The sequence below is a fragment of the Nonomuraea sp. NPDC049269 genome (genome assembly GCF_043197155.1).
Classification (GTDB): Bacteria; Actinomycetota; Actinomycetes; order Streptosporangiales; family Streptosporangiaceae; genus Nonomuraea.
On sequence record NZ_JBICSO010000004.1, the window covers coordinates 191,875 to 207,763 of the forward strand.

15 protein-coding genes are annotated in these 15,889 nt (G+C 69.9%); 6 read left to right on the forward strand and 9 right to left on the reverse strand.

Annotated elements, in window-relative coordinates; all coding sequences use genetic code 11:
• The first annotated feature begins 13 nt into the window (after nucleotides 1-13).
• Nucleotides 14-2,116: an acyl-CoA dehydrogenase gene (locus ACGFNP_RS23455; protein ID WP_393321930.1), complete on the forward strand. Its 2,103-nt coding sequence runs from the start codon at nucleotides 14-16 to the stop codon at nucleotides 2,114-2,116.
• 15 nt (nucleotides 2,117-2,131) lie between these two features.
• On the opposite strand, the gene ACGFNP_RS23460 is transcribed toward ACGFNP_RS23455, so the two are convergent.
• The 3 genes from ACGFNP_RS23460 to ACGFNP_RS23470 all read right to left on the reverse strand — a co-directional run bounded on the left by ACGFNP_RS23460 (nucleotide 2,132) and on the right by ACGFNP_RS23470 (nucleotide 4,154).
• A complete protein-coding gene (locus ACGFNP_RS23460; protein ID WP_393321933.1) occupies nucleotides 2,132-2,827 on the reverse strand; it encodes a class F sortase in 696 nt (231 codons plus the stop codon).
• 67 nt (nucleotides 2,828-2,894) lie between these two features.
• Nucleotides 2,895-3,383: a hypothetical protein gene (locus ACGFNP_RS23465; RefSeq protein ID WP_393321936.1), complete on the reverse strand. Its 489-nt coding sequence runs from the start codon at nucleotides 3,381-3,383 to the stop codon at nucleotides 2,895-2,897.
• 153 nt (nucleotides 3,384-3,536) lie between these two features.
• Nucleotides 3,537-4,154, reverse strand: coding sequence for a VC0807 family protein (locus tag ACGFNP_RS23470; RefSeq protein WP_393321939.1), 618 nt, complete (start codon nucleotides 4,152-4,154; stop codon nucleotides 3,537-3,539).
• Between the two features lie 134 nt (nucleotides 4,155-4,288).
• On the opposite strand from ACGFNP_RS23470, the gene ACGFNP_RS23475 reads away from it, so the two are divergent.
• Complete coding sequence (locus ACGFNP_RS23475) at nucleotides 4,289-4,897, forward strand: TetR/AcrR family transcriptional regulator (RefSeq protein ID WP_393321942.1); 609 nt, start codon at nucleotides 4,289-4,291, stop codon at nucleotides 4,895-4,897.
• 13 nt (nucleotides 4,898-4,910) lie between these two features.
• Here the strand turns inward: ACGFNP_RS23475 and ligD are convergent, their stop codons facing one another.
• Nucleotides 4,911-5,918 carry a non-homologous end-joining DNA ligase gene (ligD, locus tag ACGFNP_RS23480; RefSeq protein WP_393321945.1) on the reverse strand — a complete coding sequence of 336 codons (1,008 nt, stop codon included), beginning with the start codon at nucleotides 5,916-5,918 and terminating at the stop codon, nucleotides 4,911-4,913.
• A 367-nt stretch (nucleotides 5,919-6,285) separates the two neighbouring features.
• Between ligD and ACGFNP_RS23485 the strand changes: the two genes are divergently transcribed.
• The 3 genes from ACGFNP_RS23485 to msrB all read left to right on the forward strand — a co-directional run bounded on the left by ACGFNP_RS23485 (nucleotide 6,286) and on the right by msrB (nucleotide 8,919).
• Nucleotides 6,286-7,203 carry an ABC transporter ATP-binding protein gene (locus ACGFNP_RS23485; protein WP_393321948.1) on the forward strand — a complete coding sequence of 306 codons (918 nt, stop codon included), beginning with the start codon at nucleotides 6,286-6,288 and terminating at the stop codon, nucleotides 7,201-7,203.
• The gene (locus ACGFNP_RS23490; protein ID WP_393321951.1) at nucleotides 7,203-8,051 is read left to right on the forward strand and encodes an ABC transporter permease; all 849 of its coding nucleotides are present in this window, start codon (nucleotides 7,203-7,205) and stop codon (nucleotides 8,049-8,051) included. The genes ACGFNP_RS23485 and ACGFNP_RS23490 overlap by 1 nt, the downstream gene beginning before the upstream one ends.
• 466 nt (nucleotides 8,052-8,517) lie before the next feature.
• Nucleotides 8,518-8,919 (forward strand): peptide-methionine (R)-S-oxide reductase MsrB, encoded by a 402-nt coding sequence (msrB, locus tag ACGFNP_RS23495; protein ID WP_358314379.1) that lies wholly within the window; start codon nucleotides 8,518-8,520, stop codon nucleotides 8,917-8,919.
• Nucleotides 8,920-9,154: 235 nt separating this feature from the next.
• On the opposite strand, the gene ACGFNP_RS23500 is transcribed toward msrB, so the two are convergent.
• The 4 genes from ACGFNP_RS23500 to hemG form a co-directional block, all read right to left on the reverse strand.
• Nucleotides 9,155-9,979, reverse strand: a complete 825-nt coding sequence (locus tag ACGFNP_RS23500) for a patatin-like phospholipase family protein (protein WP_393321955.1) — start codon at nucleotides 9,977-9,979, stop codon at nucleotides 9,155-9,157.
• Nucleotides 9,980-10,304: 325 nt separating this feature from the next.
• On the reverse strand, nucleotides 10,305-11,042 hold the full coding sequence (locus ACGFNP_RS23505; RefSeq protein WP_358314385.1) for a hypothetical protein: 738 nt from the start codon (nucleotides 11,040-11,042) through the stop codon (nucleotides 10,305-10,307).
• A gap of 359 nt (nucleotides 11,043-11,401) precedes the next feature.
• Nucleotides 11,402-12,103, reverse strand: coding sequence for a hydrogen peroxide-dependent heme synthase (gene hemQ / locus ACGFNP_RS23510; RefSeq protein ID WP_358314388.1), 702 nt, complete (start codon nucleotides 12,101-12,103; stop codon nucleotides 11,402-11,404).
• Nucleotides 12,104-12,107: 4 nt separating this feature from the next.
• Nucleotides 12,108-13,511, reverse strand: a complete 1,404-nt coding sequence (gene hemG / locus ACGFNP_RS23515; protein WP_393321959.1) for a protoporphyrinogen oxidase — start codon at nucleotides 13,509-13,511, stop codon at nucleotides 12,108-12,110.
• Nucleotides 13,512-13,645: 134 nt separating this feature from the next.
• Here hemG and ACGFNP_RS23520 point away from each other — a divergent pair, with 134 nt between their 5' ends.
• Complete coding sequence (locus tag ACGFNP_RS23520; protein WP_393321962.1) at nucleotides 13,646-14,596, forward strand: DUF4349 domain-containing protein; 951 nt, start codon at nucleotides 13,646-13,648, stop codon at nucleotides 14,594-14,596.
• Here ACGFNP_RS23520 and hemE read toward each other — a convergent pair.
• On the reverse strand, nucleotides 14,584-15,534 hold the full coding sequence (hemE, locus tag ACGFNP_RS23525; protein WP_358315678.1) for a uroporphyrinogen decarboxylase: 951 nt from the start codon (nucleotides 15,532-15,534) through the stop codon (nucleotides 14,584-14,586). The genes ACGFNP_RS23520 and hemE overlap by 13 nt on opposite strands.
• Nucleotides 15,535-15,889 lie beyond the last annotated feature (355 nt).

The following is a 15,889-nucleotide window of genomic DNA, read 5'->3' on the forward strand; positions in this document are numbered from 1 at the left end:
TAGATTCGGTCGCATGGGGATCGGGCTGACCGAGGAGCACCGGGCGCTGGCCGCCTCCGTACGCGGGCAGGCCGGGCGGGACATGAGCCATCGCGCGCTGGCCGAGCAGGGCGTGCTCGGGCTGCACCTGCCCGAGGAGTACGGCGGGCAGGGCTACGGGCTGCTGGAGCTGGCCGTGGCGCTGGAGGTGCTCGGCGAGCGGCGGGTGTCCGGCGCCTACCTGCCGACCGTGCTCGCCTCCGCGGTGCTCGCGCGGTCCTCGGGGTTGACGGACCTGCTCACCGCTCTCGCCGACGGGTCGCTCACCGCGGCGGTCGCTCTGCACGGTACGGCCGGCGACTCGCTGCTCGCGCTGGGGTCCGCCGAGGCCGAGGTCTTCCTGCTGCCCGTCGGGGACGGGGAGTGGTCGTTGTTCGAGCGGGCGGACGTCACCGCCGAGCCGTTCGAGGGCGTGGATCTCGACCGGGCCGGGTGCTCGATCGTGGGGTTCGCCGAGACGCGGGGGCGGCCGCTCGGTGCCGTACCGGTACGTGAGGTGGCGGCCGTGCTGCTGGGCGCGGACTCGTGCGGGGTGGGGGCGTGGGCCGTGGCGACGGCCGCCGAGTACGCCAAGGTGCGGGAGCAGTTCGGGCGGCCGATCGGGCAGTTCCAGGGGGTCAAGCATCGGGTGGCGGCGGCGCTGGTGGCGCTGGAGCAGGCACGCGCGGCCGTATGGGACGCGGCCAGGGCCCTGGACGAGACGATCCCCTCCTCAGGTGCCGGCAATCGCACCGGCGTCAGGAACCCGCCGGCCGCAGACCTTACGGGATCGCGGATGGTCGACGATGAGGCGCGGTTGGCGGTCGGGGTGGCGGCGGTGCTGGGGCCCGACGCGGCCGTACGGTGCGCGGCCGACGCGATCCAGGTTCTCGGCGGCATCGGCTACACCTACGAGCACGACGCCCATCGCTACTACCGCAGGGCCCTGTCCGACAGGATGCTGGCCGACGATCCGGGCATGTGGGCGGAGAAGGTCGCCGGGCTGGCCGTGGCGGGGGTGCGGCGGCGCCTGGAACCCGATCTGCCGGAGGAGGCGGCGAACGTACGGGACATGATCCGGGCCGAGGCGGCGTCCCTGCGGGCGATGGAGCGGGGAGCCCGACTGGGGAGGTTCGCCCGGGAGGGGTGGATCATGCCCTTCCTCCCGAAGCCGTGGGGACGGGCGGCATCACCGCTGGAGCAGGTGATCATCCATCAGGAGTTCCGCGACCTCAACCGCCCGAACCTCGGCATCGCGGCGTGGGCCGTGCCGTCCATCATCAAGTACGGCACCCCCGAGCAGGCGGAACGCTTCCTGCCCAGAACGTTCGCCGGCGAGATCGTGTGGTGCCAGCTCTTCAGCGAGCCGGGCGCGGGCTCCGACCTGGCGGGCCTCTCGACGAAGGCGACGCGGGTGGAGGGCGGCTGGTCCCTGACCGGCCAGAAAATCTGGACCTCCCTCGCCCAGTACGCACATTTCGGGATATGTCTGGCGCGGACATCTCCCGAAAAATCCAAGCATGAGGGCATCACTTACTTCCTGGTGGACATGTCGACACCGGGGATCACCGTCAGGCCGCTCAAGGAGATCAACGGTGAGGAGGTCTTCAACGAGGTGTTCCTGGATGACGTCTTCGTACCCGATGACCTGGTGGTCGGCGAGGTCGACGGCGGCTGGCGGGTGGCCCGCGACACGCTGTCGCACGAACGGGTCGCGCTCGGCGACTCCTGGGGCCCCGGCTCCCAGCACACCGACATGATCGAACTCGTCGGCGAGCTGCCCGGCCTCCGGCAGTCCCAGCGCGAACAGGCGGGCCGCCTCTGGGCGGAGGGCCAGGCCATCTCGGCGCTCGGCCTGCGCGTGACGCTCTCCCAGCTCTCGGGCGCCGACCCGGGAACGGCTCCCAGCGTGCGCAAACTCCTCGTCATGCGCCACGCGCAGGCCATCTCCGAGTTCTGCTGGTCGCTCGACCCGTCGAACGCCCGCTGGTCACGGACGATCCTGACCACCAGGGCGTTCACCATCGGCGGCGGCACCGCCGAGGTCCAGCTGAACATCATCGCCGAACGCGCCCTCGGCCTCCCCCGCGATCCCTAGCTTTTCGGATAGCCCCTAGCTTTTCGGATAGTACGGCGCCGCCAGGTGGGCGAACACGATGGTGTTGTCGCGATAGCTGTGCGCCTGCCGGTCAAAGGTCCCCCCGCAGGTCACCAGCCGCAGCCCCGGGTAGTTGATCTTCCCGTACACCTTCTTGGCGGGGAAGCCCTTCTTCGGCGTGTGCTCGACCCGGTCCACCACGAACACGGCCACGGACCGGTCGGCTCGCAGCACCTGCACCTGTTCGCCGCGTTTGACGTTCTTGAGGCTCGCGAACACGGCCGGGCCGTTCTTCGTGTCGAGGTGACCGGTGATCACGGCGGCGCCGCGCCCGCCGGGGACGGCGCCGTAGCGGTACCAGCCGGCGAGGTTCGGCGGGTCGAAGGGCGGGTTCTGGATCGCCCCGGCGGCGTCGAGCCCGAGCTCCATCAGCGGCGCCGACACGCCGATCGAGGGGATGTAGACGGCCGTGGGCCGCGCGGCCTTCATCGGCTTGGCGACCTTGTCGAGCGGCACGTCCAGCGACGGCAGGCTGGTGGCCTTGAGCGCCTGGGGCCCGGCGGCCGCCACGGGCGCGGACTCGGGCTCGCCGTCGCCGAGCATGCCGTTGATCCCGAACCCGATCAGCAGCACCCCGGCCAGCGATACCACGCCCGCCCCGGCCCAGATCAGCTTCGCCCCGGCCGCCCGGCTCACCGGACCGTCACCCACGCCATCGCCCACACCGCCTGCCCCGCCCGCCCCGCGCCCGTGTCACCGCCGGTGGCCTGTGCCCGTGTCATCGCAGGCCCGCCTGCGCCATCCTCTCCGCGTCCTCCTCGCCCTTGCCCCGCCGTACGGCGAACCCGGTCAGCACGGCCCCGGCGAGCAGCGCGACGCCGCCTGCGGCGAACGGCCACACCGGCGGCTCGGGGACCAGTCCACCCGCGCCCGTCTCGGGATGGCCCTGCGGCATCCGGTGCTCGTCCTCGTCAACCGGCTTCCACGGCCGGTCGGGCTCCTTGGAGGGCTCCGGCTCGTCCGGCGGCGGCGACCACGAGTCGTCCGGCTCGGGCGCACTCGACCTGCTGTCGAGCAGGTTGGGGATGGGCAGGTCAGGCACCGCGAGCGACGGCTGGACCTCACACGGCAGGATGGGCAGCAGACAGGTGGCCGGCTCGTCCCGTGTGGCGGCTGAAGCGGTTCCGATGCCCGCCACCATGCTCACGCCACCGGCCACGAAGGCCGCCAAGGCTCCGGCGGCTGCGAGACGTCGCGCTCTTGTCATAACAAGGCTCCCGAATCGGTTGTCACGCCCCGAGATAGAAAGAGAGCCTCGCGAATTATTAGACCAAGAGTCAAGTAATGAGACCGAAGTGAAATCAGTCACTTACTCAGCGTTTCCTCCAGGCTGAAAACCACGGAAGTGACTGACAGGCAGTTACCGCGAGTGGGCGGCCTTGGCCATCCGCCGCTGCCGATACAGCAGGGACCAGCCGATCAGAAGCGCGAACGTGGCCAGTTGCAGCACCGTGGACAGGCCGGTCATCACGTCGAGCGGCAGGCGATAGATGAGCGGGATCCGGATGATCGCCTCGGCGAGCAGTCCGACGCCCCAAACGAGGGTCAGCGTGCGGAACAGCCGCCGAAACTCGGGTGCGGAATGCCAGAGCCGTTCCCATTCGGCCAGCTTCTGCGGGTTGTCGGCGGTCAAGCGGCGCATGAGGGCGTACATGAGCGGGCGGCCCACCAGGCAGGAGCCGAGCAGCAGGAGTCCGAGCGAGCCCGACAGGATCGACTCCTTGGCCAGGACGAATCGCGGGTCGCCGGTGAGGAACGCCAGCAGCAGCCCGATCGCGAAACCGCCGCAGACCAGGGCGGCCAGGCCGTTGAACCGGCGCCTTACGGCCGCCACGAGCAGAACCCGGACGAGGGCGGCGGCCGCCCCCAGCAGGAGGGCGACCTGCTCGTCCACGCCGAACCTGCGGCAGGCGTAGTACACCGCGATGGGCAGCGCCACATCCGGGAGAAGGGTCTTGAGCAGGGTGGATTTGTTCATCGATGGCTCCCCGAGATGATGAAGGCCCCTTGCATGCAACTTAAGTACCCTATTAAGGGACGGAAAGGACCTTACAGCTGGGGGCCCTAGAATGCAATAAGGGACCAACCGGACCGTAACCAGAAGGAGTAGCCGTGACGGTGCCATCAGTCAGGGAGGCCGCAGGCGACAAGCGCTCCCGGCGTCGAGGAGCCGAGCTGGAGCGGGCGCTGCTGCAGGCGACCCTCGACGAGCTGGCCGACGGCGGCTACACCCGATTGACCATCGACCGGGTGGCGCAGCGCGCCGGCACCAACAAGACCGCGATCTACCGCCGCTGGCCCAACCGTGCCGCGCTGGCGCTCGCCGCGTACCACGAGTTCGTACGACGACCGGCGGCCCTGCCGGACACGGGCGAGCTGCGATCCGACGTCCTGCTGCTACTGCGCGGAGCGGTGGCCCGCATGGGATCGTCGGCCGGCGGCGAGATCCTGCGCGGCGTGATGTCCGAGATCCATGCCCACCCTGAGCTCAGACGCCACCTGCACGAGGAGTTCGCCCAGGAGCCGAACCTCATGATGACCATCCTGGGCCGGGCGGTCGCGCGCGGCGAGGCCCGCCCCGAGGCGCTGAGGCCGCGCGTCGCGTCCGTGCCCGTTGTCATGCTGCGCCAGGAGTACCTGCTCGGCCAGGCCGCGGAGATCACGGACGAGACCCTCATCGAGATCGTCGACCAGGTGTTCCTGCCGATGGTGCGGCTCTGAGATCGCCGTCGGCTCAGTCTTGGTCGCTGTCCCTGGCCTTGCTGGGCTGCACGCGCTTGGGCTCGCCGGGCATCTTCGGGTAGTTGGGGGGATAGGGCATGTCGCCGCGTTCGTCGCCGTCGAACCATTCGAGCAGGGTGTCGAGCGAGTACGCCTGGTCGTCGATGGCGGCGTGGACGTCACCCAGCTTGGCGAAGCGGGCCGGGACGGTGCGGATGTCGAAGTCACGCGGGTCGGCGTCCGCCAGCTCGTCCCAGGTGAGCGGGGTGGAGACGGTGGCGTCCGGCCTGGCCCTGACGGAGTAGGCACTGGCTATGGTGCGGTCGCGGGCGTTCTGGTTGAAGTCGATGAAGACCCGTTCGCCGCGTTCCTCCTTCCACCAGGCGGTCGTGACCAGGCCGGGGTCCCGCGCCTCGACGGCTCTGGCCAGGGCGATGCCCGCGTACCGTACCTGGACGAAGTCCCAGCGCGGCTCGATCCGCACGGCGATGTGCACGCCGCGGTTGCCCGAGGTCTTCACGAACCCGGTCATCCCCAGCTCGTCCAGCACCTCGCGAGTCAGGAACGCGGCCTTGCGCGCGGCGTCGAACTCCAGGCCGGGCTGCGGGTCGAGGTCGATGCGCAGCTCGTCGGGGTGTTCGGTGTCGGCGGCGCGCACCTGCCAGGGGTGGAAGTCGATGGTGCCGAGGTTCGCGCAGTAGGCGATGGCGGCCACCTCGGTGACGCGCAGCGAGTCGGCCTTGCGCCCGCTGGGGAACGTGACGGTCACGGTCTGGAGCCAGTCGGGATGCTTGGGCGGCATCCGCTTCTGGTAGATCGCCGGACTGTGCACCCCGTCGGGGTGGCGTTTCAGGTTGGTCGGCCGGTCCCTCAGCGCGCGCAGGGCGCCGTCACCGACGCTCACGTAGTACTCGACGAGCTCGCGCTTGGTGGCCCCGATCTCCGGGAAGTACACCTTGTCGGGATTTGTGACCTTAACGGTCCGCTCCCCCACCTCAATCTCAACAAACGGCGACGCCATGCGCCCAACTTACCGCTTTTGTTTTTTCGATCTTGTACGGCAGGCCGGGTGAGCCCCACTCGCCGCACAGGGCCCGGCTCTGTCCAGGGAAACGCTCCTCCGGTGGAGATGGCCGGGCGCCGTGACGTGACGGCACAACCATCCGCGTGGAATGGCTGAGACGAGCGACCACACACCGCACTCCCACCTCGGCGATCACCCTCGCCAAGCAACCCGCGTTGACTAACTTCAAATTAGTCAACTACAGTTGCTTGCATGCCCGCGGCTGAGACCCCCGTCTCCCAAGAGCCCGGCCCATCGGCTTCACATGCTTCGCCGGGTCCAGCCGCGCGCCCTTAACCACCACGACCACACGAGAGGCGAGACGATGGCGACGAGCGAAGTCGTGCTCGATGTCGGCGGCCTGCGTATGCGCTACGGCACCACCAACGTCCTGCACGACGTGAACTTCCGAGCGCATCACGGCGAAGTGCTGTGCCTGCTCGGGCCGAACGGCGCGGGAAAGACCACCTCGATCGAGATCATGGAGGGTTTCCGGATGCGGTCGGCAGGCCGGGTCGAGGTGCTCGGCACCGATCCGGCACACGCCGACGAGCTTTGGCGGGCACGGGTGGGGATCGTCCTGCAGTCCTGGCGCGACCACGGCAAATGGCGGGTCCGCGAGCTGCTGGAGCATCTCGGCCTGTACTACACCGTCTACTCCACCAAGTCGATCAGACGGCCGTGGAAGGCGGATCAGCTCGTCGCGGCGGTCGGCCTGACCGAGCAGGCGGACAAGAGGGTCAGGATGCTCTCCGGCGGCCAGCGGCGCCGGCTGGATGTGGCGATCGGCCTCGTGGGCCGCCCTGAGCTGGTGTTCCTGGACGAGCCCACCGCCGGGCTCGACCCGGTGGCCCGGCGCGGTTTCCACGAACTCATCGAAGGCCTCTCCGACGCGGGAGAGACCACGATCCTGCTCACCACCCACGATCTCGCCGAAGCCGAGAAGCTCGCCGACCGCATCCTGATCCTCGACGGAGGCCGGATCATCGCCGACGGCACGGCGGCGGAGCTCGCCCGGCAGATCGCCGGTCAGGACGAGGTGCGCTGGACTCGTGACGGGCAGAGCTTCCGGCAGTCGACCACCGAGTCGACCCGGCTGGTGTTCGACCTGTTCAAGCAGTACGGCGAATCGATCGAGAACCTCGAGGTCACCCGGGCCTCGCTGGAGGACACCTACCTCTCCCTGGTGCGCCAGGCGGAATCCACCCCGAATGAGACTGTGCCCACGGAAGAGGTGGCCTGATGAGTCCGACCGCGATGGCATGGCGTGCGGGCTGGTCCCGGGGCCTGATCGAGCTGCGGCAGTCGCTCACCAACGCCGGAGATCTGGTCAACCACTTCTTCTGGCCCACGTTGATGCTGATCACCACGTTCTTCCTGCGGGACGTGTCCTTCGGGCAGAGCGGGTTCTCCCTCGGCACCCTGGCACTGCCGAGCATCCTCGGCATGAACGCCGCGATGTCCATGATGAGCATGAGCCAGCAGCTCACCGCCGACCGCGAGGACGGGACCCTGCTGCGCGCGAAGGCGACGCCGAACGGAATGGTGGGCTACCTGCTCGGCAAGATCGTCTCGGTGTCCGGCGGCCTGCTCGTCGACCTTGCGATCTTTCTGATTCCCGGCATGTTCCTCGTCTCCGGTCTCGCGATCAGCGACCCGGGCTCCTGGCTGACCCTGAGCTGGGTGCTGGCACTGGGGCTGGTGGCGACCCTGCCGATCGGCGCGGTGCTGGGATCGGTGTTCGTCAGCGTGCGCGGCCAGGGACTGCTCACGCTCCCGATTTTGGGCATGATCGCGATCTCCGGAATCTTCTACCCGCTCACGGTGCTGCCGGAGTGGGTGCAGTGGATCGCCCAGGCCTTCCCGATCTACTGGCTCGGTCTCGGCATGCGCTCGGCCCTGCTGCCCGGCAGCGCGGCCGCCGTCGAGATCGGCGAATCCTGGCGACACCTGGAGACCATCGGGGTGCTCGGCGCCTGGGCCGTACTCGGCCTGCTACTCGCGCCGATCGTCCTGCGCCGGATGGCCCGCCGGGAGTCAGGTTCCAGCGTGGCCGAACGCCGCGAGAAGGCCCTGCAGCGGATCGGGTAAGGCCGAACGCCTGCCCACGCATCGACCACGGAACTCGGCCCATCATGCGCGCGTCACGGCGCCCAGCCCCCTCCACCGGAGGAGCGTGCCCCTGGACAGACCCCAGCCTCGTAAGGCGGGTGGGGCTCACCGTGCCTGCCGTAAAGAAGAACAAAGATTGTGAATGTGAGATGGGTGAGGCGGCCCGGCCCGGAGCCGCCGCGGTGGCGGGACCGGGGGCTCGACGGGACGGACCTAAAGATCACTCAGCACCGTTCCGGGCGCTGGCGCGCCACCCGGCCGGTTGTCGGATCGTCGGCGGCGCCAGCACGGGCGTGGGCTGTGCCGCCCAGACGTTCCGGCGAGTGATCTCACCTCTGGGCAGGAGGTGACGACACCCCCTTGTCGTCAAAGACGCGAATTAGTCCCAGAAGGGATGCTTCACCCGACGGAGATCTCTTTTTGCCGTATCTCGTACGCTGGAAGCATGGAAAAGGTGGTCAAGAGCGATGCCGAGTGGCGCATCCAGCTCTCTCCCGATGAGTTCCACGTGCTCAGGGAGGCGGGCACAGAGCGCCCGTTCACCGGCGAGTACGTCGACACGAAGACCGAGGGCGTCTACTCCTGCCGGGCATGCGGGGCTGAGCTGTTCAGGTCGGACACGAAGTTCGAGTCGCACTGCGGGTGGCCGAGCTTCTTCCAGCCGTCGGATTCGGCGGCGGTCCGGCTGATCGAGGACTCCAGCCACGGCATGGTGCGGACCGAGGTGCGGTGCGCGCGCTGCGACTCCCACCTGGGCCACGTCTTCCACGGCGAGGGGTACGCCACACCGACGGACGACCGTTACTGCATCAACTCCGTGTCCCTGCGACTCGAACCCAGTGCGTGAACAACCGGCGACACCGCGTATCGACCGTGCGGGGCGGGTAAGAACACGGCCGTGAACCTTGTTCATCTTCGCCACCGCTGGTTCACGATCGAGGCCATCGGCCGCATCGTCACCCAGCGGTGCGAAGTGTGCTTCAAGACCCGCACCCGAGTGCGCTGACCGGGCGCTCCCGACGAGCGCCCGGTCGAGGCTGCCTGCCTGAAGAGAGCCGTTCTCGCTCAGGAGAACGTCTTGGTCACGTCCACAGCGCGGCGACGCGGTCGACGAGCGCGGCGCCCTGGGCGTATCCCGCCTCGGCGCTGACGCCGCGCACCCCAGGGTCGAGCGGGTCGGCGCCGGCCGCCGCCACTGACGCCTCGTCGGGCTCGATCACCTCGATCTGTCCGCCCACCGCCTCGAAGCCGGGAAGAAGTTCGGGCATCGGCGCGAGGATGAGGATCCGGTCGTAGCCGGAGGCGAGGTCGGCGTTGATCGTTGAGCGGATACCGCCGTCGACATAGCGCACGCCGTCGATCGTCACCGGTGGCCAGACGCCCGGGACCGCGCAACTCGCCGCGACCGCGTCGACCAGCGCCACGCCCGAGCCGGGCCTGAACAGGGCGGGCTCGCCCGTGACCGCCTCCACGGCCACGATGACGAGGTCGCGGTCGGGCCAGCTGTGCGCGGGCAGGCGCGCCTCGATCACCTTGCGGCGTTCGGCTTCGCTGACGGTGTCCGTGGCCAGAGCCATCGCACCGATCCTGCGCCGCTGCTCGGCCGGGTCCTCTGTGCTCTCGTAAATCTGCTGGAAGGTCGCCCACAACTGGTCCATGGGCACGCCGCTCTGGAGCTCGGGGGCCCGGAGGGCGGGGTTGGTCTGGCGTTCGAGGAGGTCGGGGAGCGACAGGCCGCTGGTGATCTGCGCGGCGACGGTGGATCCCGCCGAGGTGCCGATGATCTTGTCGGCGGAGCCGGCCACGTCCACTCCGCCGGCGGCCAGGGCGGCCAGCACGCCGGTGGTCCACGCGATCCCGACGACCCCGCCGCCGCCCATCACCAGTGCTCGCTTGATCTCGCTCACGAAAGGCCCCCTCGCCCGCTGTCAGAAATGTCGATCACACAGATCCAACCAGCCGGGAGCCGGTCGTCTTCCCTGGTGCGGGCGGGCGGCTGGTCCCGTATTTCGCATGTCATCACGACTGGCCCACGTTTCCGCACTCCCCGCCGTACTTCGGCTGAGGTCCTTCTGGGGAGCGGGAGCGCTGGGGTCTTTCTGGGGAGCTGGAACGGCGACCGCTCGGGACCTTCCGGAGAGCTGGAACGGCGACCGCTCGGGACCGCCTGGGGAGCGGGAACAGCGATCGGTCGCGGTGCCGGGGATGAAGCGGTACGTGCGGAGGGCGCGGTTAGTCGGGTTCGGGGTGGGTGACGCGGCAGCTCTTGTCGGCGGGGCCGAGGATGTTGGCCAGGACCGGGTTGCCGTTCTCACCGAACTTGGCCTGGACGAAGACGATCGGGTTCGGCTCACCGATCTCCCTCAGGTACTGCAGGCCGCGTTCGCACAGGGTGATGGCCTGGCTGGAGTTGCCGGCCGACTCCGGGAGGTCGGTATAAATGCGGAGATATCCGCCCACGCTGCGGATGTCCTTGAGGCGTTTGGCCGCCTTGTCGTCCGGGGGCCAGTGCGTACGGAAGTACTCGGCCGCTTCCTGGTCGGTGTGCGTCGAGGGCCCGTCGGCCTTGTAGTCGGACGGGTCGTCTCCCGTCGACGGGTCGACGGCCCCGGCGTCCAGGGGCGCTTCAGCCTGGGGTTCGCCTCCTGTGACCGACCCCGGCGTGGCGCCGGCCGGGGTGCCGTTCTTCGAGCCGCCCGAGGGTAGAGCGCCTCCGGAGCGAGGGGTGCTCGCCGGGGTCGGGACGACGCTCATCGGGATGCGGGTCGTGCCGCCCCGAGCGAGGTCCGGCTCTCCCGAACCGCCGTCCCCGGCCGAACCGCTGTCGGTGCCGGAATTCGTACCTCCGGACGGGCGCACGTCTTCCAAGACGCTCCGGCTCGCCTCCGATCGGGGCGCCGGCGTGCCGTCCGTGCCGAGCAGCCACAGGGCCGTGCCCGCCAGCACCACCGCCCCCGCGAACAGCCCCACGGCCCATGGACGCCGGGCCTGGGGACGGCGCCGCCGCCCAGCCCGCCGAGACCTCGGCGACGGCTCGTACGCGGAGACCGCCGCACGCCGCTCGGGGGGTTCGAAGAGCGTGCGACGACCCGCCGCACTCCGCCCGGGAGGTTCGAAGAGCGTGCGACGGCCCGGCGGAGGCGTGCTGGATCGTTCCGCCGCGTGTCGCCCAGAGCCGTGCCCTTCCGACCGCCGCACTCCGCCCGCCCCCTTGGAACGTGACACCCTCGCTCAGCACCGCACAGGCAAGGGAAGTCCCATGATTGTGACAAGAGGCGGTAGATCAATTCAGTTGGATCCCCAACTTGGGGCGCCAGTGACGAGAGTGGCTACGGCAGCGCCGCGACGAGCTCCTGGACGGGCTTGCGCACACCCGTGTAGAAGGGCACCTCGATGCGCGTGTGCTCGCGCGCCTTGGCCCCCCGCAGATGACGCATCAGGTCGACGATCCGGTGCAGCTCGTCGGCCTCGAACGCCAGCATCCACTCGTAGTCGTTCAGCGCGAAGCACGACACCGTGTTGGCCCGTACGTCCGGATAGTCACGCGCCATGTGACCATGCTCGGCCAGCATCGCCCGCCGCTCGGTGTCGTCGAGCAGGTACCACTCCAGCGAACGGACGAACGGGTAGACGCTCACATAGGCCCGCGGCTCCTCCTCGGCCAGGAAGGCCGGGATGTGCGACTTGTTGAACTCGGCCGGCCGGTGCAGCGCCATCGCCGACCAGACCGGCGCGCTGTGGCGGCCGAGCGCGGTGCGGCGGAAGCGGGAGTAAACGTCCTGCAGGTCCTCGGCCGTCGGCGCGTGCCACCAGAACATGTAGTCGGCGTCGGCCCGGAACCCCGCCACGTCGTAGAGACCGCGGGTGACGACGTCCTTCAGCGCCGCCTCCTCCAGCAGGTCGACCACCTCGCCGGTCATGCTCTCGCGGTTGTCGGGACACGCGTCGGTCGCCTTGAAGACGGACCACATCGTGTAACGGATCACCTGGTTCAGATCGCGGGCCTTCGGCCGCGGTGCGCCTTCAGTCATGAGTTCATTGTCCTTCCGGCGAGAGGTGGTCCAGAATCCGGGCCGCGGCCGTACGCGCGGTGGAGACGCACGCGGGGATGCCGAGCCCGTCGTAGGCCGCCCCGCACACCGCCAGCCCGGGTTGCATGGCGACCGCCGCGCGGATGCGGGCCACCCGGTCGAGGTGGCCGACGTTGTACTGCGGCAGCGCCCCGCCCCAGCGCGACACCCGGGTGTCGACCGGCAGCCCGCGTACGCCCATCACGCCGCCCATCTCGGCCGTGGCCAGCGAGACGAGTTCGGGGTCGTCGCGCTGGAGCACCTGTTCCTCGCCGATCCGGCCGATGGAGCAGCGCACCAGCACCAGGTCGCCCGCCAGGTGCGGCCACTTGACCGAGCTGAACGTGACCGCCTTGACCGGCCGCCCCTCGACCGGCGGGACGAGGTAGCCGCTGCCCGTCGGCGGTGAGGGGAAGGCGTCGACGGGATAGGCCAGGGTGACGATGGCCATGCTGGCGTAGTCGATCCGGTCCAGCTCGCTCGCCGCCTTGGGCACCTCGGCCCGCAGCAGCCTGGCGGCGGGGGCGCCCGGCGTGGCGACGATCACCGCGTCCGCGTCGATGATCTCGGGCCTCGGAACGGGCCCGGTCACGAGCTGCCAGCCGTGTTCGGTGCGGTGCAGTTCGCGTACGGTGACGCCGGTCCTGACGTCGGCGCCCGACGCCTTGGCGACCGCTTCCGGCAGGCTGCCGAGCCCGGTTCTGAGCGAGGTGAAGACGGGACCCGCGTCCCGGGGCGTCTCCTCCACGATCTGCCTGGTCACCGTGAGCAGCGAACGCTCGGCGCGCGCGGCGGCGGCGATCCCCGGCATCGTGGCCTCCAGCGACAGCCGGTCGGCCCGGCCCGCGTAGACACCGCCGAGCAGCGGCTCGACCAGCCGGTCGAGCACCTCGCCGCCCATCCTGGCCCGGATGTAGGAGGCCACGGAGACGTCGGTGCGTACCAGGGTGGGAGGCAGGATCTGGTCGAGCGGCACGCGCGCCAGCCCGCCGGGCGACACGATGCCGGACTTCGCCAGCTCCATGAGGTCGGCGGGCACTCCCATGACCTGCCCCTTGGGCATCGGCCGCAGCGCGCCCCGGGTGTAGATGGCGGCGCGGGTGACGCCGGGGTCCACCAGGTCGTCGCCGAGCCCGACGGCCTTGGCCAGCTCCTTGCCCTCGGGCCGCCTGGCCAGCATGGCCTCCGCGCCGGCGTCGACGTCGACGCCCGCGACCTCGGAGACGAGCAGCTTGCCGCCGATGCGCGGGCTGCCTTCCAGCACGGTCACCTTCACGCGCTCGCCCGCGCCCTGCTTGAGGTACCACGCGGCGGCCAGCCCGGAGATCCCGCCCCCGATGACGACCACGTGCGCCTGTTTCCCTGCCACGATTCCAGACGCTACCTGCTTATGGCCTCACTCCGTGAAGCGGGCTCGACCTGGCTTTCGGGGGCGAGCACGCGTGTGACCGGACCGTGACGCCCGCCGTCAAACCCGCCCGAGCCGCCGCCCGTCTTATGTACATGGAGAGATTCCGGTACGGCGTAGCGTTATCGGCCGCCTGCGCGGTCCTGGTCCTGTCCGGCTGCGGTGGTGGCGAGGCGTCCCTCCAATCCGGCGAGGCCATCGCCCCGGCGTCGGCACCCGACGCGGCGTCCGGCCAGAGCAGGGACTCGACGGCCGCCCAGGACAGCGCGTCCACCCCGCAAAAGCAGCCGGCCGCCAAATCCGCCGAGAACATCGCCTCGAACGTCAAAGTCACCCAGCAGGACCGCCAGGTCATCTACACCGCGAGCATGACCGTACGGGCCAAGGAGGTCACGGGGGCGGCGCTCCAGGCCAAGCAGATCGTCACCGCGGCCGGCGGCTACCTGTCGAAGGAGGAGTCGAACTCCGCCGAGGGCAGCGAGGCCAGCGCCATGCTGGAGTTCAAGATCCCGCCCGCCCGCTACGGCGAGGTGCTCACCACGCTCGGCAAGAACCTCGGCAAGCAGTTGTCGGTCCAGCAGGGCACCCAGGACGTCACGCTGCAGGTGGCCGACGTCAACAGCCGGTTGAAGTCAGCGCAGCAGGCCCTCGAATCGCTGCGCACGCTGCTGAAGAAGGCCGACACGATCGGCCAGGTCCTACAGGTCGAGCGGGAGATCTCCGACCGCGAGGCCGACCTGGAGTCACTGCAGTCCCAGCAGAAGGAGCTCGCCACCCAGGTCGGCATGGCCACGCTCACGCTCCGCCTGGTCGGCCCCGTCGCGGTCGTGGAGGAGCCGTCGGAGGAGCCGGCCGGCTTCCTCGGCGGCCTGAAGTCGGGCTGGGCGGCGCTGGTGGGGTTCGTGAAGGTAGCGCTGACGGTCGTCGGCGTGCTGCTGCCGTGGCTGATCGTGGTCCTACCCCTGACCGCCCTGGCGGTCTTCCTCGTACGGCGCCGCCGCCCGGCTCGCCCGGCACCGACCCCGGCGGAGACTCAGGCCTCGTGAACCAGGTCGGTCAGCCGCTTGAGCTGGTCGGGGTCGGTCGAGGGCAGCACGCCGTGACCGAGGTTGAAGACGTGGCCCTCGGCCGCCTCGCCACGGCGCAGCACCTCGCGGGCCTTGCGCTCGACGACCTCCCACGGGGCCAGGAGGAGGGCGGGGTCGAGGTTGCCCTGCAGCGCCTTGCCCGGCCCCACCCGGCGGGCGGCCTCGTCGAGCGGCACCCGCCAGTCGACCCCCACCACGTCGGCCCCGGCCTCGCCGAACAGGCTCAGCAGCTCGCCGGTGCCCACGCCGAAGTGGATGCGCGGCACGTCGAGGTCGGCCAGCCCGTCGAAGATCCGGCGCGTGTGGGGCAGCACGAACTCGCGGTAGTCGTCGGGGGCCACCGCGCCCACCCAAGAGTCGAACAGCTGGACGGCCGACGCCCCGGCCCGGATCTGGATGCGCAGGTGCTCCAGGACGATGTCGCTGAGCCGGTCCATCAGCGCGTGCCACAGCTTCGGGTCGCCGTACATCATGGCCTTGGTGCGGTCATGGTTCTTGGATGGGCCGCCCTCGATGAGGTACGCGCCGAGCGTGAACGGCGCGCCCGCGAAGCCGATCAGCGGAGTGGCGCCCAGCTCGCCGGTCAGCGCCTTGATCGCCTCGCTCACGTAGGGCACGTCGCCGGGCTCCAGCGGGCGCAGTGCCTCGATCCCGGCGGCGTCGCGGATCGGGTCGGCCACGACCGGGCCGACTCCCGGCTTGAGGTCGAGGTCGACGCCGATGGCCTTGAGCGGCACGACGATGTCGCTGAAGAAGATGGCCGCGTCGACGCCGTAGCGGCGGACGGGTTGCAGGGTGATCTCGACGATCATGTCGGGCGTCGCGCACGCGGTGAGCATCGGCACGCCCTCGCGGACCTTCAGGTATTCGGGTAGCGAGCGCCCTGCCATCCGCATGTACCAGACCGGGGTGTGCGGAGTGGGCTGGCGGCGGCAGGCGCGCAGGAACGCTGAGTCGGCGAGATTCACCCTCCAAGGGTGCCATGACCTCGCGCTGGTCCGGCAACCGGTGCGAGGTGTCGGAAAAGTATGCATTGATTGGTCCAAATCATGATCAGATAGCCAGATGGATGTTTACCGGTCGGCTCGGCATCGGCGGCGCACACGGGTCGTCGGCACCCCATGGGCGACCAGAAAGCCGGTCTCGTCTGGACCAAAAGTTGGCCAAGCCACCGCGCGGCATCGATTCAGCATCCACTTTCGGGACACGCCGAGCGCGTTGCGGCGAATTGTCAGCGTGCCGTGCCAACGT